Annotated in this window: 21 protein-coding genes; 7 read left to right on the top strand and 14 right to left on the bottom strand. The window is 47.9% G+C overall.

The features are described 5' to 3' along the window. Nucleotides 1-32: 32 nt before the first annotated feature. From lolE to lolC, 3 genes are read right to left on the bottom strand one after another with little or no spacing between them, the layout of a single operon-like run. Nucleotides 33-1,277, bottom strand: a complete 1,245-nt coding sequence (gene lolE / locus PQQ36_RS17385; RefSeq protein WP_080538573.1) for a lipoprotein-releasing ABC transporter permease subunit LolE — start codon at nucleotides 1,275-1,277, stop codon at nucleotides 33-35. 11 nt (nucleotides 1,278-1,288) lie between these two features. After that, a complete protein-coding gene (gene lolD, locus PQQ36_RS17380) occupies nucleotides 1,289-1,972 on the bottom strand; it encodes a lipoprotein-releasing ABC transporter ATP-binding protein LolD (RefSeq protein ID WP_011079967.1) in 684 nt (227 codons plus the stop codon). Beyond that, complete coding sequence (gene lolC / locus PQQ36_RS17375) at nucleotides 1,965-3,170, bottom strand: lipoprotein-releasing ABC transporter permease subunit LolC (RefSeq protein WP_061058778.1); 1,206 nt, start codon at nucleotides 3,168-3,170, stop codon at nucleotides 1,965-1,967. The genes lolD and lolC overlap by 8 nt, the downstream gene beginning before the upstream one ends. A 265-nt stretch (nucleotides 3,171-3,435) precedes the next feature. Between lolC and PQQ36_RS17370 the strand changes: the two genes are divergently transcribed. From PQQ36_RS17370 to PQQ36_RS17355, 4 genes are all read left to right on the top strand, one after another. Then, entirely contained in the window at nucleotides 3,436-4,005 is a 570-nt protein-coding gene (locus PQQ36_RS17370) for a hypothetical protein (RefSeq protein ID WP_011079965.1), read from the top strand. A 9-nt stretch (nucleotides 4,006-4,014) separates the two neighbouring features. Further along, the gene (mfd, locus tag PQQ36_RS17365) at nucleotides 4,015-7,476 is read left to right on the top strand and encodes a transcription-repair coupling factor (RefSeq protein WP_130249920.1); all 3,462 of its coding nucleotides are present in this window, start codon (nucleotides 4,015-4,017) and stop codon (nucleotides 7,474-7,476) included. A gap of 7 nt (nucleotides 7,477-7,483) precedes the next feature. Further along, nucleotides 7,484-8,251 carry a peptidoglycan binding protein CsiV gene (locus PQQ36_RS17360; protein WP_011079963.1) on the top strand — a complete coding sequence of 256 codons (768 nt, stop codon included), beginning with the start codon at nucleotides 7,484-7,486 and terminating at the stop codon, nucleotides 8,249-8,251. A gap of 114 nt (nucleotides 8,252-8,365) precedes the next feature. Then, nucleotides 8,366-8,914 (top strand): GNAT family N-acetyltransferase, encoded by a 549-nt coding sequence (locus PQQ36_RS17355; protein ID WP_013571372.1) that lies wholly within the window; start codon nucleotides 8,366-8,368, stop codon nucleotides 8,912-8,914. An 85-nt stretch (nucleotides 8,915-8,999) separates the two neighbouring features. Here PQQ36_RS17355 and PQQ36_RS17350 read toward each other — a convergent pair whose 3' ends face one another. From PQQ36_RS17350 to hinT, 7 genes are all read right to left on the bottom strand, one after another. Then, nucleotides 9,000-10,289 carry an NAD(P)/FAD-dependent oxidoreductase gene (locus PQQ36_RS17350; RefSeq protein WP_013571371.1) on the bottom strand — a complete coding sequence of 430 codons (1,290 nt, stop codon included), beginning with the start codon at nucleotides 10,287-10,289 and terminating at the stop codon, nucleotides 9,000-9,002. 444 nt (nucleotides 10,290-10,733) lie between these two features. Continuing rightward, a complete protein-coding gene (ycfP, locus tag PQQ36_RS17345) occupies nucleotides 10,734-11,276 on the bottom strand; it encodes an alpha/beta hydrolase YcfP (RefSeq protein ID WP_038939822.1) in 543 nt (180 codons plus the stop codon). A 180-nt stretch (nucleotides 11,277-11,456) separates the two neighbouring features. Then, nucleotides 11,457-12,332 carry a thiamine kinase gene (thiK, locus tag PQQ36_RS17340; RefSeq protein ID WP_263137624.1) on the bottom strand — a complete coding sequence of 292 codons (876 nt, stop codon included), beginning with the start codon at nucleotides 12,330-12,332 and terminating at the stop codon, nucleotides 11,457-11,459. A gap of 17 nt (nucleotides 12,333-12,349) precedes the next feature. Beyond that, a complete protein-coding gene (gene lpoB, locus PQQ36_RS17335) occupies nucleotides 12,350-12,940 on the bottom strand; it encodes a penicillin-binding protein activator LpoB (protein WP_011079958.1) in 591 nt (196 codons plus the stop codon). An 18-nt stretch (nucleotides 12,941-12,958) separates the two neighbouring features. Continuing rightward, nucleotides 12,959-13,348, bottom strand: coding sequence for a YcfL family protein (locus PQQ36_RS17330; protein WP_011079957.1), 390 nt, complete (start codon nucleotides 13,346-13,348; stop codon nucleotides 12,959-12,961). Then, nucleotides 13,348-14,742, bottom strand: coding sequence for a COG3014 family protein (locus PQQ36_RS17325; RefSeq protein WP_165386340.1), 1,395 nt, complete (start codon nucleotides 14,740-14,742; stop codon nucleotides 13,348-13,350). The genes PQQ36_RS17330 and PQQ36_RS17325 overlap by 1 nt, the downstream gene beginning before the upstream one ends. A gap of 65 nt (nucleotides 14,743-14,807) precedes the next feature. After that, complete coding sequence (gene hinT / locus PQQ36_RS17320) at nucleotides 14,808-15,158, bottom strand: purine nucleoside phosphoramidase (RefSeq protein ID WP_011079955.1); 351 nt, start codon at nucleotides 15,156-15,158, stop codon at nucleotides 14,808-14,810. A 240-nt stretch (nucleotides 15,159-15,398) separates the two neighbouring features. On the opposite strand from hinT, the gene PQQ36_RS17315 reads away from it, so the two are divergent. Together PQQ36_RS17315 and PQQ36_RS17310 are read left to right on the top strand one after the other, a co-directional pair. Next, nucleotides 15,399-17,390: a methyl-accepting chemotaxis protein gene (locus PQQ36_RS17315; RefSeq protein ID WP_104408411.1), complete on the top strand. Its 1,992-nt coding sequence runs from the start codon at nucleotides 15,399-15,401 to the stop codon at nucleotides 17,388-17,390. 164 nt (nucleotides 17,391-17,554) lie between these two features. Then, a complete protein-coding gene (locus PQQ36_RS17310; protein ID WP_011079953.1) occupies nucleotides 17,555-18,715 on the top strand; it encodes a DUF1887 family protein in 1,161 nt (386 codons plus the stop codon). 109 nt (nucleotides 18,716-18,824) lie between these two features. On the opposite strand, the gene udp is transcribed toward PQQ36_RS17310, so the two are convergent. The 3 genes from udp to PQQ36_RS17295 all read right to left on the bottom strand — a co-directional run bounded on the left by udp (nucleotide 18,825) and on the right by PQQ36_RS17295 (nucleotide 22,711). Further along, nucleotides 18,825-19,583 carry a uridine phosphorylase gene (gene udp, locus PQQ36_RS17305; RefSeq protein ID WP_039554285.1) on the bottom strand — a complete coding sequence of 253 codons (759 nt, stop codon included), beginning with the start codon at nucleotides 19,581-19,583 and terminating at the stop codon, nucleotides 18,825-18,827. Nucleotides 19,584-19,834: 251 nt separating this feature from the next. Continuing rightward, complete coding sequence (locus tag PQQ36_RS17300) at nucleotides 19,835-22,147, bottom strand: zinc/cadmium/mercury/lead-transporting ATPase (RefSeq protein WP_225470490.1); 2,313 nt, start codon at nucleotides 22,145-22,147, stop codon at nucleotides 19,835-19,837. A 147-nt stretch (nucleotides 22,148-22,294) separates the two neighbouring features. Next, on the bottom strand, nucleotides 22,295-22,711 hold the full coding sequence (locus PQQ36_RS17295) for a CBS domain-containing protein (RefSeq protein WP_273661893.1): 417 nt from the start codon (nucleotides 22,709-22,711) through the stop codon (nucleotides 22,295-22,297). A 195-nt stretch (nucleotides 22,712-22,906) separates the two neighbouring features. Between PQQ36_RS17295 and PQQ36_RS17290 the strand changes: the two genes are divergently transcribed. Next, on the top strand, nucleotides 22,907-23,893 hold the full coding sequence (locus tag PQQ36_RS17290; protein WP_072612021.1) for a sensor domain-containing diguanylate cyclase: 987 nt from the start codon (nucleotides 22,907-22,909) through the stop codon (nucleotides 23,891-23,893). 113 nt (nucleotides 23,894-24,006) lie between these two features. On the opposite strand, the gene PQQ36_RS17285 is transcribed toward PQQ36_RS17290, so the two are convergent. Next, nucleotides 24,007-26,142: a lysine decarboxylase CadA gene (locus PQQ36_RS17285; protein ID WP_011079948.1), complete on the bottom strand. Its 2,136-nt coding sequence runs from the start codon at nucleotides 26,140-26,142 to the stop codon at nucleotides 24,007-24,009. Between the last annotated feature and the right edge of the window lie 102 nt (nucleotides 26,143-26,244).

Here is a 26,244-nt window from a genome sequence, read left to right as displayed (position 1 = left end):
CACCTAAAACAAAAGGACCATTCTGTTGTCGGCTATTTGCTGCTCAGTACAGCGGCAGGTTTAAGCTTTGCCGCTCTTGCTGCGGGGTACCAAGTGGCAACAATACTCAGAACAATGGCCGTGCCAGACACCAATAACACATCATCTAAACGCAGTTGAGAAGGCAAAAAATCGACAAAGTAAATGTCACCGGATAAAAACTGATGACCAATGACTCGCTCAAGGCCCTTAATGAGAGTGGTAAGATTCAGCGCCACTAAGACACCGACAACACTGCCTAACACACTGCCAAGCACGCCAGAAAACACCCCTTGCCAGACAAAAATGCGCTTAATCAAACCATCGCCAGCCCCCATGGTGCGTAAAATGGCAATTTCGCTCGCACGATCTTTCACCGCCATCATCAAGGTGGAAACAATGTTAAAGCACGCCACCCCTATCACTAGCACCATGACTAAGTACATGATGGTTCTGACGAGTTGAATGTCTCGATACAAAAAACCAAACTGCTGTTGCCAGCTACGAAGGTAGACATAAACGTCAATCTGTCGTCCTACTTCTCGCACAATCGCTTGTGCATTAAGCACATCATTGGTTTTCAACGCAATGCCAGTGACACCTTCACCCAGATGATTGTATTGCTGTGCATCCGCCATCGGCAGCAACACCAAATTGTGATCAATTTGACCATTGAGTGTCAGCATACCCGTCACCTTGACTCGAACGCGTTTAGGCGCTTGAACTTTAGTGCTTTCACCGGTTTGAGGAATCAATAAGGTGACATAATCGCCAATGTCCACACCCAACTCGTTTGCCACGCCTCGCCCAACAATGACCTGATTTTGCCCCGGTAAAAACTGACTCCACGCTTGCTGGTCAATAAATTGAGACATGGTCGAGACCGCTTGTTCAAAATCCGGCTCGACTCCTCTCACTTCCACCGCTTTGAGCTTGTTGCCCCGCTCAACCAAACCGGTAAATTTGACATAAGGGGCCGCAGCCACTACTTTGGGGTTGGCCACCGCTTGAGTCATCACCGATTGCCAATTTTCCACCGGAGCACGAACGCCTTCCAGCTCCGCGTGTGGAATGACCGACAGCACGCGAGATTGCAACTCGCGCTCAAAGCCATTCATTGCCGAAAGACCAATAATGATCACCGCCACGCCCACCGCAATACCGATGGTCGAGGAGAGAGAAATAAACGACACCATTTTGTTACGTTGTTTGGCTTGACTAAAGCGACGGCCAATCAACAGTGCCAAAGATGAAAACATCGACCCGTCTCCTAACGATTGTCCGACGCAAGCACACCATCTTGCATATAAAGGATTCGATCCATTTTTGCCGCGAGCTCGTTATCGTGTGTCACCACTAAAAACGCCGTGCCGGATTCTCGATTGAGCTCGCGCATCAAATCGTAAATCTGCAACGCGGTTTTGTGGTCTAAATTGCCCGTAGGCTCATCCGCAAGCACCAATGCAGGCTTATTGACCAATGCCCGTGCAATTGCGACACGTTGGCGCTCACCGCCAGACAACTCTGACGGGCGATGATGCATACGATGTTGCAAACCCACTTTTTCCAGCAATGCCTCGGCGGCTAACTTCGCTTGCTTCGGGCTTTTCCCACCAATCAGTAACGGCATCGCCACATTTTCCACTGCAGTAAAATCCGCCAGTAGATGGTGAAACTGATAGATAAAACCCAGATGCTGATTGCGCACTTGTGCTTGTTTATTACCGCTTAACGCAGACAACTGATAATCAAGAAACGCGACCTCACCATGAGTGGCATCATCAAGCGCACCTAAAATATGCAGCAGAGTACTTTTGCCTGAACCCGATGTACCGACAATCGCGACCAACTCGCCTTGCTCTAGCTCGAAATCAACCCCTTTGAGGACTTCCGTTTCAAACTCCCCTTCTCGATAGATTTTGCTAACTTGGTGACATTGTAAAAGCTTATTCATATCTGAGGGCCTCAGCAGGTTTAACAGAAGATGCACGGTAAGAAGGGTAAAGCGTCGCCAACAGGCTCAATAAAACGGCTAACACAACCACAGCGACAATTTGAAATGGTTGAATCAGCACAGGCAAGCTACCACCAAAGGTGAACAAAGCAACCCCTGCGGTTTCGAGAATAGTATTGAGATTTTGCGATAAGAGCACACCAGCGGCTCCACCGAAGAGCGAACCAATTATACCGCTGCTGGCACCTTGCACCATAAAGATGGCCATGATGCCATAACTATTCATGCCCTGAGTTTTTAAGATCGCGACTTCAGATTGTTTCTCCATCACCACCATGATCAACGCTGAAATGATATTAAAGGCCGCCACAGCGACAATGAGTCCAAGCATCAAGCCCATCATGTTCTTTTCCATTTTTACCGCTTGGAAAAGCTCTCCCCGTTGCGCACGCCAATCACTCCATTGCCAACCGTCAGGCAGTGGCGTATTGGCCGCTTCGGTCACTTGGAAAGGATCATCAAAATAGAGTCGCCAGCCAGAAATGGTCTTTGACGGAAGACGCAATAAACGCCCCGCGTCTTCAATGTGCGTCACCATCAACTGCCCATCAATATCCGAACCGGTATTAAACATCCCTGCAACGGTAAAATTTCGTTGGCTTGGAATGCGGCCTAATGGCGTAAACTGACTGGCACTGGTCACCATCAAACGGACTTTGTCGCCCATTGAAACATTTAATGATCGTGCTAAAGAGTGGCCGAGAAATACTTGATACTTGCCGGCTTCCAATTGGCTTAAGCGGCCGGCAATGAGATGGTTTTCAATCGGATCGTCTGCCGAAGGCTCAATACCGATCAAGTAACCCACAGAAAGTTGTGAAGGGCTTTGAATCACCGCTTCACTGCGTACCAAAGGTGTGGGTTGATAGTGAGGAGACAAGGCACGTACAAAGTCAGGCGGCGTGGTGTGCGGCGTTTTTCCACCATCCATCGACACCACCGCTTGCGGCAACACACCCAAAATGCGCTCTTTCAATTGCGCCTCAAAGCCGTTCATCACCGATAACACCGTGACCAATGACATCACGCCAACCGTGATGCCAGCGGTCGACATATAGGAGACAAATCGGCTAAACCTGTCACCGGAGCGTCCGCGCAGGTATCTCAATCCAATAAATATAGAGACAGGATGAAACATTCTAAAAACCGTCAAAAAGTTCAGCGGGCTAATGTAACCAGAAAACTGGCACGAATATAGCTAAAATATTTCATATGTCTGAGATTTAACAGCAAATTTGCCCATTTACGTGTTACAGAACGTATAGGACTCTCGGTTTAAAAAACGAATTTGCGAAAATCACGGTGTGCGAAATAACATCGCTTGCCAAGCGTCGCCAGTTGGCGATAATCAACAGCTTGTAGATTCTTATTTAGAATCCCATCGGCAAAAAGGGAATAACAGCATGACAGAACAAGAGTTTTTTACCGTAAATTCAACGCTGACGATCAACGTTGAGCTGTTACCTGAGCACTATTTGCTGCCTTCCCTAGAGGCCTTTGAAGCGGAAATTCCCGCCCCTTTTATTGTGGCGAGTGAATTTAGCCAATTAGATCAGTTAGCCGAAAGCGCACGACTTGAACTGAAAAATAGCGATCTCAAAAACGTCATCAACCTGCTGGATGCGCAAAATTCGAAACTCAATTTGCTGTTGAGCTTTATGTTATCGCAGCAAGACCAAGAAAACCTTCGCTTCAAAACCACCCGTTTTGGTGCCAGTCAGGTTTCGTTTTTGTCCACCGACACTATGGCGATTGGTCGCTCCACACGCGTAAAACTGTTCTTAGAAAGCCCCGCTGCGGCTATTTATTGCTACGCGCAAGTCGCCAGTTGTGAAGCTAAAGATCAACAACATGAAGTAACAATGAAGTACGTATTGCTTCGCGATTCAGACCAAGACCTATTAATCAAAGCGGCCTTACACCAACAACAACGTCTATTGCGTCAACGTTCGCTAGAAAGAGATACCAAATAACATTCGATTATGACTTATCAACCGATTTTACAAGTCTCCACGCCCAAAGGGGCGGGAGACAAAAAATACTTGGGCCAGTTGCCTGGCGCCTCACTGGCCCTTTCTGTGGCCGAACTGGCAAATACCCATGCCAACCATACGGTTCTCATTGTTCCAGATCCTCAAACCGCGCTGAAGTTGCAAAGCGAGATCGAGCAGTTTTACACCGCTCACGTGACGATTTTCCCCGATTGGGAAACGCTGCCATACGATAACTTCTCTCCTCATCAAGAGATCATTTCCGATCGTATCGCCACGTTATATCAGCTTCCCTCTCAGACCGATGGCATTACCATTGTGCCGGTGAGCACGCTGCTGCAACGTCAATCTCCACGCGATTTTCTGCTGCAACATACTTTGATGGTCAATGTTGGTGATCGCTACTCGCTCGAAAAACTGCGCCTACAACTTGATAACTCTGGCTACCGTCATGTTGATCAAGTATTTGGCCCAGGGGAATACGCTAGCCGCGGTTCGATTCTTGATCTCTTTCCGATGGGCAGTCGTGACCCTTACCGTATCGATTTCTTTGATGATGAAATCGACACCATTCGCACGTTCGACCCTGAGAATCAACGTTCAATTGAAGAGATCCAGCAGATCCGCCTACTGCCTGCGCACGAGTTCCCAACTACCGAGGCGGCAATAGAAGAGTTTCGTATCCGCTGGCGCAGCCAATTTGATGCCCGCCGTGAGCCAGAATCGGTCTATATGCAGGTGAGCAAAGGCGTTTGGCCTGCGGGGATTGAATACTGGCAACCCCTTTTCTTTGAACAAACGGAAACGCTGTTTGACTACATCAATCGTGATTCACAACTGCTGGTGTTGGGGGATATCGAACCCACCATCGATCATTTCCTAAAGGATGTGGATTACCGCTACGATCAGAAAAAAGTCGACCCGCTGCGCCCACTGCTGAAACCAGAGCAACTTTGGCTTAAAAAAGATGAACTGTATGCGCATCTGAAAAATTTTGGCCAAACCTGGCTGAGTGTTGACGCCATCGACGAAAAAGCCGGGCGTTCCAACCAGCCATTGAGCCCACTGCCGACTCTTGCGGTGCAACAGCAAAATAAAGAGCCTTTGGCGCAGTTGCGTCAGTTTAGTGAAAGCTTCTCAGGCAAAATCATCTTTTCCGTTGAATCGGAAGGCCGCCGCGAAGCGCTCAGTGAGTTGCTACAAGGTGTTAAGCTCAAGCCACACGCTTGTGCCTCACTCAGTGAAGCCCTTGCACATAACCATAAATTCACTTTGGTCATTGGCGCCAGTGAGCACGGTTTTATTCACAACACGCTGAACTTCGCCTTTATTTGTGAAAGCGATTTGCTTGGTGATCGCGTTATCCAACGTCGTAAAAAAGATAAGCGCAACGTCAACAGCGATACCGTGATTCGTCATCTGGCGGAGCTGAAACCCGGGCAACCTGTGGTACACATCGACCACGGTATTGGTCGTTATATTGGCCTGGAAACCCTTGAAGCTGGCGGGATCAAAGCTGAATACGTGATGCTTGAGTACCAAAACGAGGCCAAACTTTACGTACCTGTGGCGGCATTGAACTTGATCAGCCGATACTCTGGTGGGGCAGAAGAGAGCGCGCCGATTCACAAACTGGGGAGCGATGCTTGGACCAGAGCACGTCGCAAAGCCGCTGAGAAAGTGCGAGACGTTGCCGCTGAGCTTTTGGACGTTTATGCCAAACGTGAACTCAAACCGGGTTACAAATTTGTTTTAGATCGTGGCCAATACGCGACCTTCAAATCGGGTTTCCCATTTGAAGAGACTGACGACCAATCGATGGCCATCAACGCGGTGCTGTCTGACATGTGTCAAGCCAAAGCCATGGACCGCTTAGTGTGTGGTGATGTAGGTTTTGGTAAAACCGAAGTGGCGATGCGCGCTGCGTTTGTTGCCACCGATAACGACAAACAAGTGGCGGTTTTGGTCCCGACCACCCTGCTTGCTCAACAGCATTTCGAAAACTTCCGTGATCGTTTTGCCAACCTGCCAATTCGCGTCGAAGTACTGTCGCGTTTTAAATCAGCAAAAGAACAAAAGCAGATCATGGAAGATGTGGCTAACGGCAAGGTCGATATCTTAGTGGGCACGCACAAACTGCTCTCTTCCGACCTCAAGTTCAGTGATCTTGGATTGTTGATCGTCGATGAAGAGCATCGCTTTGGTGTACGCCAAAAAGAGAAAGTGAAGGCAATGAGAGCCGATGTCGACATTCTCACCCTCACGGCCACCCCTATTCCGCGAACGCTCAACATGGCGATGAGTGGTATGCGCGATTTGTCGATTATTGCCACCCCACCCGCTCGCCGTTTAGCCATCAAAACATTTGTCCGCGAAAGTGATGATGCAGTGGTCCGCGAAGCGATTCTGCGTGAAATCATGCGTGGTGGACAAGTGTACTTCTTACACAACCAAGTCGAAACCATCGAGAAAGTTGCAGAGGACCTGACCAAACTGGTGCCAGAGGCACGCGTCACCATCGCTCACGGTCAAATGAGAGAACGCGAGTTGGAGCGTGTGATGAACGATTTCTACCATCAGCGCTTTAACTTATTGGTGTGTACCACCATCATTGAGACGGGCATCGATGTGCCAACCGCCAACACCATCATCATGGATCGCGCAGACAATCTCGGGCTTGCTCAGTTACACCAACTTCGTGGGCGCGTGGGTCGCTCGCACCACCAAGCGTACGCGTACTTGCTCACGCCACACCCGAAATCCATGACCAAAGATGCCATTAAACGCTTGGATGCCATCGCTTCTTTGGAAGATCTCGGGGCTGGTTTCACCCTCGCCACGCACGATTTAGAAATTCGCGGTGCGGGTGAACTGCTCGGTGATGAGCAAAGTGGTCAAATTCAATCGATCGGTTTTACGCTGTATATGGAGATGCTTGAGCAAGCCGTGCAAGCATTGAAAGAAGGTAAAGAACCTGCGCTGGATGATCTACTTCGCGAGCAAACTGAGGTGGAAATTCGTATCCCAGCCTTGCTGCCAGACGATTATATACCAGACGTCAACACACGTTTGTCGATGTATAAACGCGTCGCCAGTGTGGCCGATTTAGAAGAGCTAAACGAAGTCAAAGTCGAGCTCATCGACCGATTCGGCTTACTACCGGAGGCGGCGAAAAATCTTCTTGCTGTCGCGGAGCTCAAACTGAGTGCCCACCGAATCAAGGCGAAGAAGATCGAGGCTCACGACAAAGGTGGATTTATCGAGTTTTATCCACACGCTGACATAAACCCAGCTTATTTGGTTAGACTACTGCAATCTCAGCCGAAAAAATTTGCAATGGAAGGTCCAACTAAGTTTAAGTTTAGCGTACCATTGACGGACAGACGCCAACGTATTCAGTTTATCCAAGATTTGCTGAATGAGTTTAACCAGAATTTATTACCAGTGAGCTAGTTATTCCATGAGATTTCTCATTCCTCTGTTACTACTCTGTGTTTCAATGCCTTCTTGGGCACAGAGACAATTTGATGTTGAAGTGATCATCTTTAAACGCGCCGTAGATGCAGAGCAAACTAATGAGTCCTGGCCGAATCAATTGCCAGAGATCACCATGACTTATGCCGGCGATTTTCAGGATGCCCAGTTCCGCCAGAGCAAAGGGGTTTCTATGCTGCCTTACTCTAGCTACCAGCTGTTATCGCAGAAAGAAGCACTAGAGAAACATGCTGGCTTCCAAGTGTTGCTGCACAAAGCGTGGCGTCAAGGTGATCGAGGAAAAGGCTCAGCGCCAATCTTCCGTATTCGCGCAGGAAAAGACTACTCAAAAGAGTACAACCCAGACGGTTCTGAAAAACAGGCCGCTGTGCAAGCACCGTTAGATGGCATTACAGAAGTGAGCATCGACAACCCTCTTTACGAGTTAGACGGCACGCTACAGGTTTATGTTCAGCATTATCTTTTCATCGAAACCGCGTTGGATCTTAAAGAGCCAAGCGTGCGTGAAATTACGCTAGAGGCCACACCGCTTGAAGAAAATGCCGAACAGTTAGGCCAAGTTGATGGCAACGTCCAACTGGGTAACTTAACCGAAGTAACACCAACGGTGACGGTTGAGCAGTTCTTAAAGAGCTATCGAATGGATCAAAAGCGTCGTATGCGTAGCGGTGAAACTCACTACCTCGATCACCCACTGCTTGGAATGGTGATTCAAGTGCGTCGCGTAGAATAACCTCTACACGCCCTTTGCTCATAAGCCCTCGACTGTGTCGGGGGCTTTGTTTTTCTCAACCAATTCACAAAGTTATCATTTATACTTTACTCAAATGCTTATAACGGAATTGCCATGAGTCCCGATTTCCATATCGTAACCCAACGAGTGACCTTACGTTTAATCGAAGCCGAGCGTGCGAGTGAGTTGGCGAGATTAATTCGTCGTTCAACTTCTCTCCATCAATGGATCGATTGGTGTCACCCGAATTACAGCGAAAAAGAAGCGCAAAGCTTTCTTCTCATGACCCGATTGAACTGGGTGAAAGCTGACGCGTATGGGTTTGGCATATTTCTCAAAGGCAGTGATGAACTGGTTGGCATGGTGGCCATCAATGAGCTTTACCACACCTTCAACATGGCCAGTCTCGGTTATTGGATCGCCGACGATCATCAGCGCCAAGGGCTAGCCAAAGAAGCCATGTGGGCCCTGGCGGAGTTTTGCTTTGCCAAACTCAAACTAACTCGATTGGAAATTGTGTGCGCAATTGATAACCAAGCTAGCCAGAAACTGATTGAATCTTGCCATGCCAAACAAGAGACCATCGCCCGTAATCGCTTTGTTTTCCACGACAAACCACAAGATGGTGTGGTCTATTCATTGATTCCCCAAGATATGCATTAATACCGACACGAATGGGAGAAATATCAGCCATTAAAAAAGGAGCTCGTTGGCTCCTTTTGGGTCAGTTCGTCACTTCGTATTTCAATTAGTGAAGTTTCAAGTTTGGACGTAATACGCGGTTGATACGACCAACCAACATCATCAAACCCGTTTTGAAAATACCGTGTAGCGCCATTTGATGCATGCGGTACAGCGAAATGTACACAACGCGCGCGATACGGCCTTCCACCATCATTGAACCTTTGGTCAGGTTGCCCATTAAGCTGCCCACGGTAGAGAAGCGGCTGAGTGAAACCAATGAACCATGATCTTTATACACGTAATCTTTCAGCTCACGGCCATTGAGTTTGGCGATGATGTTGCTAAACGCATGGCTCGCCATTTGGTGCGCTGCTTGCGCACGTGGTGGCACAAACTTGCCATCCGCTTGAGTACACTGAGCCAAATCACCGATCACGAAAATATCGTCATCGCGCGTGGTTTGCAGCGTATTTTTCACCACGAGCTGGTTAATGCGGTTGGTTTCCAAGCCCGCAATGTCTTTCATGAAATCAGGCGCTTTAATACCCGCCGCCCAAACCATGATTTGCGCTGGGATCTTCTCTCCATCTTTGGTGGTCAAGCCATCCGCTTCGGCCTTTGTCACCATAGTTGCGGTACGAACATTCACCCCGAGCTTCACCAATTCACTGTGTGCCGCGGAGGAAATGCGCGGTGGCAATGCAGGAAGAATTCGTTCGCCCGCTTCGACAAGGTTGACGTTTAGTTTGCTGGAATCGAGATCGCCAAAACCGTAAGTGCGCAGCTCTTTAATGGCATTGTGCAATTCCGCAGAAAGCTCAACGCCCGTCGCGCCAGCACCAACAATCGCGATATCGACGGTGCCATGGCCATTTTTGGCGTGCAGCTTAAGGAATTCGTTGTTCATCTCATGACGGAAACGGTGCGCCTGCTCTGGACTATCAAGGAAGATACAGTGCTCGCGTACACCAGGGGTGTTGAAGTCATTTGATGTTGAGCCAATTGCGAGAACCAAGAGATCGTATTCGAGCTCACGGCTTGGCATCAATAGCTCACCGTGCTCATCTTTTAATTCACTTAGAATCACAACCTTACGTTCACGGTCGATGTTTTCTAGGCTGCCCATTTGGAAATCGAAACAGTGGTTTTTGGCATGAGCACGGTAGCTTAGCGCATCAACTCCTTCATCCAGAGAGCCTGTCGCTACTTCATGCAGCAATGGCTTCCATAAATGGCTCGCCTTGCGATCCACTAGGGTGATTTGAGCACGTCTTTTACGACCTAATGTGCGACCTAATTTGGTTGCCAACTCTAGGCCACCAGCACCGCCACCAACAACGATAATTCGTGTCACAGTGATAATCCTCTACAAAATAATAAAAAGGGTCCTGCACGACGGGTCATTCGGTGTTATCACCAGTAACGCGTCCTACAGAGAAATCTTGTGCTTGTGAACGTTCTGTTCAGGGTTATCAAAGGGCATTTAACGTTTGGATAAAAGCGTATTGGAGATCACCTCGACAATACGAATTGGGCAAGTTTTTTTACTCGCTCTCAATTTTTTTTGATATTTATCAAATTATTTTATAGTGGTTCATTATATAGCGCGAAATCACAACCGCAACAAAAATCCTTACTACCCATACGGAATGGTGATGTTTTCTACTGCTCTCACCTCAAAACAAAGCATCGACATCGCATGGCGCTTTTGTAGCCCCTATAACAGATAAAGAAAAAGCACCTATCGCTAGGTGCTTGTGTGTCGGATTTAGAGGTTCAAATGAGGCGATAAAAGCGCTCAGTTGTTTTCTTTAAATGCTTTCATCTTCTGCAAGTGCTGAGATATCTTTTTGAATTTATGGGTTTCTTTGTCATCCCAAACCACTTCGTAGTAATTCTCAAGCGCTTGTGCTGTTTTACTGTTGTCGTGGATTTCATCATCACGTGACAAGATCACTAAACAGCGCCCTTTGTTCTTCATACGAAACTGTTCGACACATTTGGTTGCAATATCTTCATACTCTTCCGGACGGTCAATGCGACCTGCCATATTGTTTTCTGGATGAAGATTAGGGTTAAAAATGACTTGCTTGATACCGCAAAGAAAACCGATGCGTTCTGACCAAAAACCACCGAGACCAACGCCACAAATAATCGGTTCAGGATCGTTTGATTGTTCAATCGCTTTATGAACTTCTTTTAACAAGTGCTGCATATCGTGCTTCGGATGAAGCGTGCTGTAGTTGATGAAACGCACGTCTGGATCGATAAACTGCAGCTGCAATACTTTTTCGTGGTTACCTGGGCTTGTTGAGTCGAAACCGTGAAGGTAGATAATCATGTGTACCTCTCCCTAACTATTCTTGGTACTTATCCCAAGTGACTTCAAGATACCTTCGCAAACAGCAACACAGTGTGGGCAACGGGCGATAACACGCAGCGCAAACAGTGCATCTTGGAGTGACTTGATTAATGCTTTCAATCTACCACGAATTACAAGGGTTTAAAGTGCGAACTTGTCTCAACCGTGCAAACAGTGATCCTCATGGCATAATGAGTGAAGCATTTGTTTGGCAGTGAGCAAATATTCATCATCACCCCAGATTTTGTGTGCAAGCAGATACCACAACATTGCCATCATAGTGGTTCTTGGTTGCCATGCTTTAACCCCCTCAATCCACACCTCAACCTCGTCAATTTCGCGAAGCTGGCAGTAGCGGCAGACCATTTCAAACCAATCTTCACCGGATAGCTGAATCGTAAGGGTTAAATCCAAGCGAGGATCCGCCAATGCCGCGTATTCCCAATCGATCACTTTTACCCCGTCCGGCCCTTTCACCATGTTGTATCCACCTAAATCGAAATGACAAAGGGCAACGGGAAGCGGAGTGATAGATGGAGCACTGCGCCACTGTTGGTAAAGGTTTTCATATTCGCTGCCCAGATATTTCCCTTCCAATTGCATCCAATAGTGATCCACTCGAGCGGTATAACTAAACGGTGCTAAAGGTAAAGTGTGAGCATCAAACTGATGAATTTTGATCGCGGTTTTGAGTAAGGTGTCGGACGCAACTCCATCACGCATCGTCTCACCTTCTAGCCATTCCACTAAGACGCCATGCTCATTGACCAGCACAGGCTTGGGGCCGAGTTTTAAATCGGCAATGGCATTGAGAATTTGGTATTCACTGTAGCGAGAGATAGAAAAGGCCTGACAAACTTTGCTTGCCGGCCTCCAAACGTAAGATTTGCCTGCGTGATCGTTGATTTTCCAACATCGGTTGGTTAAACCACCAGTCACTGTTTGTACCTGCATGGGTGCGGGTACAAAAAAGTCACCTACCGCGTTTAAACTCGGATCCAGTTGTTTTGCCTGTTGCCAAGAAAACCATGCCATAGGTGACCTCACATTGTTTATAGTCCTAACAAGCTCTTAGACTGCTGCTTACGGATTTCAGTTTCATCCGCCCACTCAATTAAACCGGTTTCCAGATCCATCAAGCGCATGGTCATTTTGTAGTACACGTCTTTGTCGCTACCGTCGTTTTTCACGATGCTCGACAAATTACCGTATAACATGTACTGAGCGCCAACCATTTTACCAAACTGAATCGCGGTAGATTGGTTCACAAGCTCATCATTGTTTTGGAAGTTCAGTTGTTCACGTACCGCTTCTACGCGATCCATGTCGACAAAACGGAACTTACCTGAGTTAAGCATTTTGGTTGAAATAGTGTCGGTGATGGATTCCGTATCAATATGCTCACTGGTTTTGTTTTTAATGCGTTCAACAAACACAATTGGGCGACTGTCGCGCGTAATCGCCGCCACAGAGCCAGACATCATCATACTATCCACCATTTGACCGGCGATGGTTTGTAAGTCCGTCGAACCAAAGTCGATGGTGGTGGTTTCAGTAGCTTGCGCATCACCATAAGAAACTCGGTTAGAACAACCACCCAGTAAAACAGCTAAGCCTAGTAAGGCGACAACACCTTTATTCATTTTTAGTCCTCACATTTTTTATTCATTTGCTGCACGGATTTGCAAGCGATATTGAGTGCCATTCGGATTCACCGTTACTTCCGAAAGGGTAATAGATTCAAAACCACGCACAATGGCTTGACGCCAAGGGCCTGGCTTGGTGTTCACTTCTAGGCCGTTGTCATCGTACCAAGCAAAGCGATAAAGGATGTTCTGATCGCCTTTAAAATTGCTGGTTAGACGCACAACCGCACGGGCGCGATCATCCACTTGCGTCGTGGCGATGTCATCGACCAATAGTCTGCCACCCAATACATTGTCATGGAAAAAGACGTGTTGCGTTTCACCATCGACTCGCATTCCCGCCGTATTCTCTGCACAGCCTGCTAAGCCAAGCAAAACCAATGCCGAAATAATCCAAGCTCTCATTACAGCCTCCCTAATTGTTTGTGCCATATGGTTTGGTGAGTTCCCTGACGGGAAATCCAGACCAAAGTCGTCTGTTTGTCTGCGACCATGAACTGGTAATCTTTGTCACCGGATGTCAATGTTTGCTCACCCGATGAGACCACTTCACTCATTACATTGACTCTTGCTGGTAAAGTTTGCCAGCTACGAGTATCCGGTTGCTCTGTTAACGCGTTCCAAACATTAAACAACAGATTGCCGACGTCATCGCCCTTGGCGGCTTCTTTACGCAATTGATCTTTGGCCACCACACGCAATGCCTGGCGAATCACCATCGAAGGCAAACGCTTACTTAAGTCGTACTTCGCCATCTGATCGACATCGGCCAACAACTGGCTTTCCAGTTTCTGTTGATTCAAACGTAATGGGGAAAAGCGCTGATAATTTTGGCTTGGGTAATAAGGTAGCGCGAGAGAATACAGCGCTCCAACGCCTCGACTGTCATAGACAGGTAAATCTATTCGCCAGCCTTGGAGCGCTTCAACAACCCCTTGTTCTTCAATAACAATCACGCGGCCTTGTTCACCCGCCAAGGTGTCGTTTTGCTTACCGTAGCGTTTTTCTAATTTGGCCAAATCTTCACGCATGCCCAGCTTTTTCGCCACCAGCATGGTTCTTTCAATAACCGCAGGGTTATTAGGACTCACCGCCAAGGCTCTGCGGTAGTCAACATAAGCACCATTGAGATCTTTTGAGGCTTCATACAAAAGACCCGAGAGGAAAAACAGATAGCCATTTTGCACCGATTGTAAGGTTTTCCCCGCATCGGGGTAATTCGCCAACACGCTGCCCAAGTTGGTCGACATGCCATTTTTTTGCATATCACGCTCAGCAGACTGGAGATCGTCTTCACGCGCTTTACGCGCGGCTTCCTGAACTTGGTTGGCACGACGCATTTCAACCAATGCACCCTCCAAGCTGTTCTGCTGAAGGTAGTTCAAACCGAGATACAAATGGAGAAAGCCCAGTTCGTAATCTGCCGGTGTGTAGTTGTTGAGATTATCGTTGACCGCCAGCGAACCCACACTGGTTGCCGTTTGTGATAAAGACACTTTGGCCAAATCTTGCCACTTTCTCACCGCCATGTCGCTTGCTTCTAGCGCTTTCTTACTTTCGGGGTAATCTGCCGATAAGAACGCAATGCGTCCTTTTTCCATATTATCGAGAATGTCGCCAGCAACACCCTCACTTTGCAATTCTTGCGCTTGCGCGTAATCGCCGCTTTTTACCGCCTGATAGACGGAGCGGTTTTGTTCACTATAGTGGCTGAAAAGGTTACCGGCGGACATATTGGCGCATCCCGACATGATCAGGGTCGCGGCAAATACTCCGACTAATTTCCGGTATTGCTTCACATGTAACTCCAAGAGAATGCATCGAAAATAAAGCGGCCAGATAATCACTGGCCGCTGTTTGACATTTAGCCCAATAACATTGGACCCAGTGGCTTACCACCCACTAAATGCATATGGATGTGATAAACCTCTTGGCCACCATGCGCATTACAGTTCACGATGAGACGGTAGCCCTCTTCCGCGATGCCCTCTTCTTTGGCCAACTGTTTTGCGACAGTGAACATGCGGCCCATCATCGCTTCATCATCCGCCTCAACATCATTCACTGTCGGAATGAGTTTATTTGGAATAATTAGGATGTGCTTCGGTGCTCGTGGGTTGATGTCACGAAATGCGGTGACAAGATCATCTTGGAAAAGGATCTGAGCAGGAATTTCCTTGCGAATGATTTTGCTAAAGATAGTTTCTTCGGCCATGTGTACTCCATAACGTCGCTGTTTAACCGGATAAGTATGCGCCAACGTTGTGTGCATCTCAATAAAAAACAGTGTTCACGTAACATTATCAACAGAACATCCTGCTATAAAGTCTTTTTTGCAGCCCTCGCCACAAAATGCTCATCTCAATCTCAATACAATGATGACAATTTTGTTAGTTTTTTGAGACGGGTTCCGTTTCTTTTTTTCTTTTGTTACATGTGGGAGAGGGCTCAAAGTATGCAAGGCTCAGTCATTAAAAGGATGTATGCCGGCTTCGCGCTGATAATCGTCTTGTTTGCCGTTACAGTCACCATTATGACCAATGGCATGAATCAAATTCATTCCAACTTCGAAACCGTTTCGAAAAATTCACTGCCTTTGGTTTCGTTATCCAACCAAACCAGTGTTGAGTTGTTATCTGCGGATAAATCTTTTAAAGATTTTCTCACCACGCAGAACCAAGATCGCATGACGCAGATGCGCAGCGAATTTGGTAGATCGCAAACTGAGTTTAACCAAACGCTCAACGAACTGGAAAACGCGAGCAAGGCCTACCCTGCACTCGCAGAGTCTTTAGCTCAACTCAGAGAAATTGAAAACAGCTACTTTGCGGAAGCCAATGAAGCAATGAACAACTATGAAGCGATGTTTGCTGCACAAACAGAAGTGCAAAAATCGTCACGTCGCTTCCAAAAACTTCACACCGAACTGACGGTTGGTATGAAAGAGTACGTCGATGACCAATCCAGCATTTCTGTCAAAGTGATGGCAAAAAGCTATTTCATTAAGTTGAAAGATGCTGAAGTGATCACCTCAGACGCCTTGGCTAGCTCAGACCTTGAGTTTGTGAAAAAGGCAGTGAACAAAAACAAGAAAGCGGTCACTCACCTTAATTACGCTTATCGTGGCCTCACTACCCAACTGCCATCACTGAAAGATGTGTTCAATGCATCTGTCGAGCAGTTCACTCAGGACGTGGGCCAAAAAGGCGGGGTGTTGGATCAACACGCCAGCTACCTTGAAGCCAAAGCTGCTTTGTATGACAACATCGCCAACCTAGCGGTCAAAGTTGACTCTGCGATGCGATTGTTGGAAACCTTTACTACAACAGCAACCGACAACCTCAACACCTCTTTGGTTGAAGCAGGCGAAGTGTACGACCAAGGCTTGCTCAAAGCGATTGTGATTGGCATTGCGGTGACCATTTTTGCCGCCGCTGTGGGCTATCACATTGCCCACAGCGTTCGTGAGCCGTTAACACGTATTCTTTCCACTTTGGAAGGGCTTGCCAACGGTGATATGACGCAGCGTATCGAAATTCGTTACAACAACGAGTTCAGTCGAGTGAGTGGCCACATCAATACACTGGCAGATAGCCTGCACGACATTTTGGTGAAATTGAATGATGCGGCAGAAAATCTGACCGACACCGCAGCAAACAATGAACGTACCTCGAGCAACGCGCAAAACCAACTGAATGCACAACGCGAGCAAACCGCCAGCGTAGCCACTGCAATGACCGAAATGAGTCACTCCGTTCAAGAAGTGGCCCAGAGCGCGCAAGGTTCGTTGGAAATGGTGCAAAAAGTGGAATCGGCATCTGAATCTGGCCGTACCATCATGAGTAGCAATATCTCCACCATCAATCAATTGGAGACTCGCCTAAACGAGTCGGTCAGCGCGGTTTCTGAATTGCAACGCATGAGTGGTCAAATTGGCTCGATTCTCGATGTGATTCGCAACATTGCAGAGCAAACCAACCTCCTTGCCCTCAACGCGGCAATTGAAGCTGCGCGTGCGGGCGAGCAAGGCCGCGGCTTTGCGGTGGTTGCAGACGAAGTTCGAGTACTCGCATCGAAGACCACCCAATCAACCACTGAAATTGAATCGATGATCAGCAATCTGCAGTCTAGCTCGCAGTCGGCAAGCCATGTGATTCAAAGTTGCATGAGTGATATGGAGATGTCGGTAGAGCAAGCCTCGAAAGCCAACGGCGCGATGGAAGAGATTCAGGCGTTGATCATCGAAATCAGCCAAATGAGTACGCACATTTCACAAGCGGCCGCAGAACAGAGCGAAACGTCAACCTCTATTGCACGTAGCTTGGAAGACATCAATAACATCGCAGACCGTAGTTACCATGCGATGGCGGAAATCGCAGCCACCAGCGAGAGCCTCTCTAGCTTAGCGAGTCAACAGACTGAATTGGTGCATCGCTTTAAGCTCTAAATTTCAACAGAAATCCCCTCAAACGGGGGAAAGTCATCCGGTAAGGGCAACTTTTGACAAAGTTGCCCTTGTTTTTTATGCGCTGTGTCTACATATGGAGATCAGGCGCTTGCACTCTCTTTCACATCCTCATTTTTTGCAAGCCGTACTGAGAAGGAAATGTTATGGCTGTACACGTTGGTATCATTGATCAGGACCCTGTCAGACTGGTGACTCCTCTCCTCGATCTGCGTACCGTCAGCACTCATATCGTGTTTATCGGTGATGAGTCTCAACGCGATATGTATCAAAGACTTCATTCTGTGCTTGCTCAGCGTGATATCACTTCCGAACTGTTTGTCATCCCCTCTGTCGTCGATACTCGTTTGATCAAACAATCTATTCAGGCCTTAGCTGAAGATCTCAAAAGCCGCGGGGAAGATGTCAAACTGAACGCCAGTTGTGGCCTGCGTCATCGCCTTCTTTCTGTTTATGAGGTATTCCGCACTTACCATTGGCCAATTTTTGTGGTTGAACCAAACAGCGACAAACTGTGCTGGCTCTATCCTGATGGCCGTGAAGACACTCAAGTACAAGACCGCATTACCGTTGCTGATTATCTCACTATCTTTGGTGCGCGCGGTGAGTTCAATGAGGTCGAACTGCCACCTCAACTTGACCAAAAATTGCATGAACTCGGCGAGCGTTGGGCCAGTCACGCTTTGGAATTAGGCCCTGGTTTGGCGACTTTAAACTATCTCGCTACGACATGCCGCAAAGAGCAAAAGCTGGATGTAGAGTTATCTGAAAAGCAGCAAGGCTATCGCGAGCTGAATATGCTGCTGGCAGATTTGGTGGAAGCGCAGATCGCCACTTACGAAAACGGCATTCTTACCTTTGCCAATGAAGACGCTCGTCGTTTCTCCAATGGTGAATGGTTAGAGACACTGGTTCACAGCACCGTCAAACAGATCCAAGATGACATGCCCACCATTCAAGACCATTCGCTCAATGTTCAGGTCTATCGTCAACTTGGTGAGCGCGAAGTGCGTAATGAGCTTGATGTCGCCTCTGTGGTTAACAATAAACTGCACATCATTGAATGTAAGACGAAGGGCATGCGTGATGACGGCGACGATACGCTTTATAAGCTTGAATCACTGCGTGACCTACTCGGTGGCCTACAAGCAAGAGCCATGTTGGTAAGCTTCCGTCCACTGCGTCACAACGATATTACCCGTGCAGAAGATCTTGGCTTAGCGCTGATCGGCCCTGATGAATTGAAAGATTTGAAAAAGCATCTCACAGAGTGGTTTGCACAAGCAGGTGGTAGCGACGGGATCTAATTCCCGTCTTACTTGGAGGGGCTTAAAAGACCAATTGCTTTTTCAACCGACAAACAAAAACCCCGAAGCAATTACCTCGGGGTTTCTTCATTCAATCAGTGCAATGTGATTACAGCATTTTACGTGCAGACTCGACAACCACTTTGATAGAGCGAGCTTCCGTCTCTTTTAGCGTCGCGTGATCTGGGATCTCTTTTTGTGTACGGTTGATGATAACACCGGCAACACAACCCGCGCGTAGGCCAGAACTTGCACACATGGTCAACAACGTCGCTGATTCCATTTCAAAGTTCAGTACGCCCATCTCCTGCCACTCTTTCATTGAGCCTTGGAAACGGCTCACTACGCGACCCGTAAAGGTATCGTAACGCTCTTGACCTGGGTAGAAGGTATCACTTGACGCAGTAACACCCGTGTGAACTGTTGCACCACTTTCTAATGCAGCTGCTTTCATTGCCGTTGCTACGTCAAAGTCAGCCACTGCAGGGAACTCCATTGGCGCAAAGTGCAAGCTCGCACCATCTAGACGAACAGAGCCTGTCGTGACGATCATGTCACCCACGTTAACATGCGGCTGGATCGCACCCGTTGTACCAACACGTAGGAAAGTACGCACACCCAGTTGAGCCAACTCTTCAACCGCAATAGAAGTAGAAGGACCGCCGATACCCGTTGAACAAACAACCACTGGTTTGCCATCTAGCTGTGCACGGTACAAGGTGTACTCACGATGGCTAGCTAGAAATACTGGGTTTTCCATTTCTTCAGCAATTTTTTGTACACGCGCAGGATCACCTGGGATGATCGCTAGCGTTGCACCGTTAAGATCTGCTTCAGTAACACCTAAGTGGAAAACAGCTTGAGACATAAGTCACTCCTTATTGCGGCTTACTTGAAAATAAGCTCAGATAAATTTGTAGGGGTCTAAAAATGCACTTTACTCAACCTCCCCACAACTTGGAGTGATCAGGGTCACAATGAAAGAATGTAACAAAAACTTATTACTTAGAAAAACCGGTTTGCATCACACTTTGTCTGCAATTTTCAGCCAAATTGCATAAGAAATGCCAACAAAAAGCCCGCATCATAAATGCGGGCTCTATAGATTCACACTGTCTATTATTCATTTGAGGAACGGAATCGTAACAATCGCAGTGCGTTTAGTGTGACCAATGCCGTTGCGCCACTGTCCGCTAATACCGCCACCCATAACCCGGTGATGCCAAGCAAGCTGGTGACAAGAAACACCCCTTTTAGACCCAATGACAACGCGACATTTTGACGGATGATGCTCATTGTGGCGCGTGAGAGCTCTATCATGCTTGGCAACTCAACCAAGCGATTATGCGTAAGCGCAGCATCCGCCGTTTCAAGGGCGACGTCGGTTCCTCCGCCCATGGCGATACCAATACTCGCCGCTTTCATGGCAGGCGCATCGTTGATGCCATCTCCAACCATGGCAACGGTCTTGCTTGCGGCAAACTGCTCCACATAGTGGACTTTGTCTGCTGGCAATAAGCTCGCTTGGTAATCAATGCCAATCTGCTGAGCAATGGCTTGAGCACTGCGAGGGTTATCACCTGTCAACATCACCGCAGAAACGCCCAGTTTACCCAGCGCAACCACCGCTTGAGCCGCGTCTTTGCGCAATGTATCTTGCCATGCGATAAGCCCAATGGCTTCACTATCATGACGCACAATCACCACGGTTTTCCCTTGTCCTTCTAAGCGGACAATTTCTCTTTCTAGTTGCAAGGAGAGTGGAAATTGGGCTCGTGAAGGGGCCACCAGCTCCACGCTTTTACCATCAACGAAACCGGAAACGCCCGCCCCAACTTGAGCCATTTTGTCCGTTGCTTCCGCAATGGTGTAACCCAAACTCTCGGTGTGATTAATCAACGCAACCGCTAAAGGGTGACTCGAACCCACTTCCACCGCTGCGCTCAAACTCAACAAGGTTTCATCGTCATAGAGGAATGACACCACATCTGTCACTTGCGGTTTGCCTTGTGTAAGTGTGCCGGTTTTATCAAAGGCAACCGCTTCGACTTTACCAAGCTGTTCTAACGCCGCGCCACCTTTGATCAAGGCGCCACGTTTGGCTGCCGCAGCAAGGCCAGAAGTAATTGCTGCCGGCGTTGAGATCACCAAAGCACAAGGACAAGCAATCAGTAGCAAAGCCAAACCGCGATACACCCACGTCTCCCAAGGCTGGGCGAAGAACATTGGCGGTACGACGATCACGGCCAACGACACCAACATCATTAATGGTGTGTACCAACGGCTGAATTTGTCTAAGAAACGCTCCAGTGGTGCTTTGCGCGATTCCGCCTCTTCGATGAGATGCAAAATACGATCTATCGCATTTTCACCTTGTTTTGAGGTGACTTCGATGCGCACGACTTTATCGACAGCCACCACACCCGCCATCAGCTTCGCGCCAGAGGTATGCTCTGCGGGCACCGATTCTCCCGTCAAGGCACTTTCATCAAAACTGGCCGTCGGCGTAAGGAGCAGGCCATCCGCAGGCAAACGAGAACCGGGCGCAATTTCAACCACATCACCTGGCATCAACTCACTTGCCGCCACTTCTACTCGTTGACCATCGACAATTTTAATGCTGTTTTCCGGCACTAAGGCCATTAACGCTTGAACGCCACTTCTTGCTCTTGAGGCGGCGTACGCTTCCAATTTCTCACCAATTAAAAACAGCAGTAAAACCATGGCCGCTTCCACGCTTTCACCAAGATAAAGCGCACCAATGGCCGCCACGCTCATCAGCGTCTCAATGGCGAAAGGGGTTCCGCTGCGAGCAAGGCGCACGGCTTTTTTCGCCACAGGGTATAAACCCGCTAAACAGGTTAGAACAAATAAGCCATTACTTAACGGTTCGGAAACCGTCGCCAATAGAGCGGCGATAGCCATAGAAAAGGCTATGGCTAAAATGTGCCAGTTAACGTAAACAAAACCGAGCCAACCTTGAGGTTGAGGCGCCGTAGTTGCCTTCGCTGCCGATGAGCCAACGAGCGTGATTGGAAAACCTGTTTTTGCCGCGACTTGTTCAATCTCTGCCATTAATGACGTAGAAGCGAAATCCACCACCAACTTCTCGGTGGCAAACAACACTTTCGCCTGCTGAACGCCGGCCACACCCAAGACGGCTTTTTCCAATTTCTGAGCGCAAGACGGGCAATCCATACCGGAGATGAGCCAACTTTGTCGCTCCGACGCGCTTTGAGCTAAGGGTGTCTCTCGCCGCTCACTCTCTTCATTCGGATCTGAGCTTGAGCACGCATCTGAGCTGCAACAGCTGTCTGCTACCGATGAAATTGCGGTCATTTTGCTAGCGGCTAAGCTCGGACTGCAGCACGATACCGCTGCAGGTTTGGCAATGATTTTCTCTGACTGACAAGCAGTATGTTTTGAGCACATAACATTTTCCTTATTGGTGAGTACAGCGTAAGCATAAACCTTAGAGTCAGCTCCAAGGTCAAGCGTTATTTCACTCCGCAAGGAATCGGCTATAAAAGTAAGCCCTCGTTAGAGGGCTCAGCGTCAGGAGGAAGGTTAAGATGAAGGTTAAACCGGATGTTTGAAGCAATCATCGAGGCTTTGGCCAATCGCTTTTAACACATCGCGACGGGTGATCACCCCAACCAATTTTTTGTTGTCGACCACCGGATACATTTTCGGTTTGCCGACTTTCATCATGTCGGCCAGTTCGATGATCGACATATCGGACGAAACCGATAGCACATCACTGTGCATGCACTCACCAGCGGTGTACGAATCTTGGCAGTGATAACTGGCTTTCACCAGTTTATCCAGCAAGTCTTGCTCTGAAAGGAAACCTATCACTTCTTCTTTTTCATTGATCACCGGACCACCCATGACCACGCTTTTCATGACTTTGTTCAATGCGGCACTTAAAGACATGTCAACTGTGAAGGTGACGGCTTGTAGGGTCATGTAATCTTTTACTTTGAGTGAGTTCATCGCGTGCTCCTTTGCGGTGTCATTTTGCCCTTTCTTTAAGTGTCGTCTAATTTCTTGTTTTTACTAAATAGGAATCGGCAATTTTCTTTATTGGCCTCACCTATCAATGAATAGATCGAGCTTGTACTACAAATAAGACAAATATTTTGTTCCCCGTCACGCGGCGCTCACGCTATTGAGCTATAAGTTAATGAAATGGTAGGAGTACGCTGCATGGTAGAACAGTCCATTTTTTCGCGTGTTATCGCCAACAACCCGGCGGTCATTCACCACATTTTTGATGCGCTTCCTGAACCAACCTTTTTGATCAATGGCGATGGCTATTACATTGAGGCTTGGGGTGGCACCGACACTTCTCGTCACCACGACCCAGCCAATGTGATTGGCTTAAACCAGTTCGAAGTGCTCCCTCACGATAAAGCTCGGTGGTTTTCTGACGTGATCACGCAAGTGATCGAATCCCAAGCTCCACAAGAGTTGGAGTACGCGCTGCATCCGAAAGATCTCAACTGTTTTGAAGGTGTCGCGGGGCCGACTGAGTTGCAATATTTTAGTGCCTTTGTCATTCCGGTATTTGGAGAAAACAAGGTTCTGTGGACCGTGCGCAACATCACTGAATACAAAACGGCGCTGCAAAAACTGGAACGGCAACAACTGGAGTTGGAGAAACTCTCCTGCCTTGATCATTTAACTCAACTCTACAATCGCTATGCACTTGAAGTGCACCTTCCTAGCGCCATTGCCAATACCGCACAATCTGGCAAAAGTGCCGCGCTCTTTATGGTTGATATTGATTGTTTTAAAGATCTCAACGACACCTATGGTCATCTTACTGGCGACAAAGCATTACGCATGGTCTCGCTGGCGCTAAAAAACTGGAGTGGTCACAATGGCATTTGCTTTCGTTATGGCGGCGATGAGTTCTTGGTTTTCATCCAAGATATTTCGCAAGAGGAATGCCAGTCTAGGGCGCATTCACTGCAACAGTCGATTCAGAAACTGGCCATTCCTAATCAACATTCTCATGTGGCCGACACCCTAACCCTCACCATCGGCATTCAGTTTTATCCCAGCCTAACGGGCGATAGCCAAGACCTCGAGCAGTTTATTTCCAAAGCGGATAAAGCGCTGTTTAACGCCAAAAACACCCAACGAGGCACCGTTCACTTCCTCTCTCATTAATCGTTGGGATCTGCCGTGCAAAAAAAAGAGAGCCATTTGTTTGGCTCTCTTTGGGTCACGCGTCTATTGGGGTAGTCACGTTGCGTTAAATCATTGACCTAATTTCAGGCAAATCAGTCTTTCAGTACTTTTACGGTGTAACGGCCATCTTTTTGGCGGTATAGGCCGTGGATGTCGGTCTCGAAGCCTGGGTAATGCGCGCCGATTTCACACAACATTTCCAAGAAATCCAGTACTGGACGAGAGCTTTCTGTCACCACTTCACCTGGTAGCACTAGAGGCACACCTGGAGGGTAAGGAAGGATCATGTTGGCACTCACGCGGCCCACCATATCATTCAGCAAGATCTCTTCGGTTTGACCACGAAGCTCTTGTTGCCAAGCTGCGTGTGGCGTGACTTTCATCTCTGGTAGCACATCGAACGCTTTGTACATCAATTCTGGTAGACGATACTTACGAGTCAGATCGTGAATGCCTTGTGCCAGCTCTTGAATACGCATGCCTTCGTAGAACGCTGGATCTTCACGGTACAGCGCAGGCAGCATGGTGCGAATCGTTAGGTTCAGATCGTAACCACGTTTGAACTCAGTCAAACCACGTAGCAATTGCATCGCTTTTGATTTGTCGATACCAATTGAGAACAAGAACAACAAGTTGTAAGGGCCTGTTTTTTCTACCACAATGCCACGTTCATCAAGATATTTCGCCACCAATGAAGCAGGAATACCACTGGTTTCCAACTCACCATCTTTGCTCATTCCAGGAGTCAGCAAAGTGATTTTGATTGGGTCAAGATACATGTGGTCATCGTCCATGTTCTTGAAGCCATGCCAGTCTTGGTTAGGGTCAAGTTTCCAGCATTCGGTTGTCTCAATGTTCTCTGGTTGCCAAACATCGAAGAACCAACCGTCACTTTCACCTTTTAAGCGTTTGATCTCTTTACGGAAACGAATCGCACGGTCGATTGAATCTTGCATCAACTTACGGCCCGTGTTGCCACGCATCATTGCCGCCGCGGTTTCTGTTGATGCCACAATGCCGTATTGAGGCGAGGTGGAAGTGTGCATCATAAAGGCTTCGTTGAACGACTCACGGTCAAATTCACCTTTTACGTGAATCATTGACGCTTGCGAGAACGCCGCCAACAGTTTGTGAGTGGACTGTGTTTCGTAGAACACTTTGCCTGGCATCGCTTCGCCACTCATGCCGCATTTGCCTTCGTAAATACGGTTGAAGTTAGTGTAAGGCACCCACGCACTATCAAAGTGGATGTGTTTACAGTCGAGAGACTCTTTGATGAATTGTGTGTTGTACAACAAACCATCGTAAGTTGAGTTGGTGATTACTGCATAGCTTGGCGCGCTCGCACCTGGTGTTTTAGCGACTTTCTCAGCAATCACTTCACGGCTGAATTCACTTTGTGGAATACCACCAAGAATGCCGTAAGCGTTACGGGTTGGACGGAAGTAAATGGGTGTTACGTCCGTCATCATCATTAGGTGAGTCAATGATTTATGACAGTTACGGTCAACCAATACCGTGCTGCCCGCTGGCGCAGAGAACATGCCGACAATTTTGTTTGACGTCGAAGTACCGTTCGTCACGATGTACGATGCGTCAGCGTTGAACGTACGCGCAATGTACTCTTCCGCTTCTTTGTGTGGACCTGAATGGTCAAGCAGTGAGCCTAGCTCTGGCATAGAAATCGACACGTCCGCTTTGAAAGTATTTGGACCGTAGAAATCGTAGAAAATGCTGCCGACTGGGCTTTTTTGAAAAGCCGTACCACCCATGTGACCTGGAGTACAGAAGGTGTATTTGCCTTCTTCCACGTATTTAAACAGCGCTTTGGTGAATGGCGGTGTAATTGCGTCTTTGTATTCTTGTGTCGCTTGGTTGATCTTGATGGCGATGTCGTCCGCCATGCCCAAAGCGTATTCAAAGAAATGCACGTTTAGGCGTAGATCGGTAAGCGAAATATCCAGCGTTGATTGCTCGTTAGCAAACGCGTGTACTGGCAGTTTTTCGTTGATTTGGCTAATACGCTCACAAAGCTCAAGCGAGTATTTATCCCAGTCAAACAGCACACCACAAATGCGTGGGTTCATTTCGATCATCTTGATCAAATCTTTGTCATCCACTGGATAAACAACTTCATAACCGGCTTTCTCAAGTGCTGCATGCAATTGGCGAACTGGCTCTTCTTTGAAGAACACACCCATGTGGTTCAAGATAGCGAAAATATTCATTTGGACATCTCCAAGACGAAAAAGGGCGCTCTCTGTGATTAGTCACAGTGAGTAAGACGAGCGCCGTGATGAAATTAGGAAACGCTGGCGTGGCAGTCCGCC

Origin of the sequence: Vibrio sp. CCUG 15886 (assembly GCF_028570825.1) — a bacterium.
GTDB classification, from domain to species: Bacteria; Pseudomonadota; Gammaproteobacteria; order Enterobacterales; family Vibrionaceae; genus Vibrio; species Vibrio vulnificus_B.
This window is presented reverse-complemented; position numbering and strand designations above follow the sequence as displayed.

Coding starts and splice junctions, on each gene's coding strand:
- lolD (WP_011079967.1), bottom strand. CDS start 1,972: ATGAATAAGCTTTTACAATGTCACCAAGTTAGCAAAATCTATCGAGAA.
- ycfP (WP_038939822.1), bottom strand. CDS start 11,276: ATGATTATCTACCTTCACGGTTTCGACTCAACAAGCCCAGGTAACCAC.
- lolE (WP_080538573.1), bottom strand. CDS start 1,277: ATGTTTTCATCTTTGGCACTGTTGATTGGCCGTCGCTTTAGTCAAGCC.
- PQQ36_RS17295 (WP_273661893.1), bottom strand. CDS start 22,711: ATGAACTCACTCAAAGTAAAAGATTACATGACCCTACAAGCCGTCACC.
- mfd (WP_130249920.1), top strand. CDS start 4,015: ATGACTTATCAACCGATTTTACAAGTCTCCACGCCCAAAGGGGCGGGA.
- PQQ36_RS17370 (WP_011079965.1), top strand. CDS start 3,436: ATGACAGAACAAGAGTTTTTTACCGTAAATTCAACGCTGACGATCAAC.
- PQQ36_RS17285 (WP_011079948.1), bottom strand. CDS start 26,142: ATGAATATTTTCGCTATCTTGAACCACATGGGTGTGTTCTTCAAAGAA.
- thiK (WP_263137624.1), bottom strand. CDS start 12,332: ATGGCATGGTTTTCTTGGCAACAGGCAAAACAACTGGATCCGAGTTTA.
- lpoB (WP_011079958.1), bottom strand. CDS start 12,940: ATGAATAAAGGTGTTGTCGCCTTACTAGGCTTAGCTGTTTTACTGGGT.
- PQQ36_RS17300 (WP_225470490.1), bottom strand. CDS start 22,147: ATGTGCTCAAAACATACTGCTTGTCAGTCAGAGAAAATCATTGCCAAA.
- hinT (WP_011079955.1), bottom strand. CDS start 15,158: ATGGCCGAAGAAACTATCTTTAGCAAAATCATTCGCAAGGAAATTCCT.
- lolC (WP_061058778.1), bottom strand. CDS start 3,170: ATGTTTCATCCTGTCTCTATATTTATTGGATTGAGATACCTGCGCGGA.
- PQQ36_RS17315 (WP_104408411.1), top strand. CDS start 15,399: ATGCAAGGCTCAGTCATTAAAAGGATGTATGCCGGCTTCGCGCTGATA.
- PQQ36_RS17290 (WP_072612021.1), top strand. CDS start 22,907: ATGGTAGGAGTACGCTGCATGGTAGAACAGTCCATTTTTTCGCGTGTT.
- PQQ36_RS17355 (WP_013571372.1), top strand. CDS start 8,366: ATGAGTCCCGATTTCCATATCGTAACCCAACGAGTGACCTTACGTTTA.
- PQQ36_RS17310 (WP_011079953.1), top strand. CDS start 17,555: ATGGCTGTACACGTTGGTATCATTGATCAGGACCCTGTCAGACTGGTG.
- udp (WP_039554285.1), bottom strand. CDS start 19,583: ATGTCTCAAGCTGTTTTCCACTTAGGTGTTACTGAAGCAGATCTTAAC.
- PQQ36_RS17360 (WP_011079963.1), top strand. CDS start 7,484: ATGAGATTTCTCATTCCTCTGTTACTACTCTGTGTTTCAATGCCTTCT.
- PQQ36_RS17330 (WP_011079957.1), bottom strand. CDS start 13,348: ATGAGAGCTTGGATTATTTCGGCATTGGTTTTGCTTGGCTTAGCAGGC.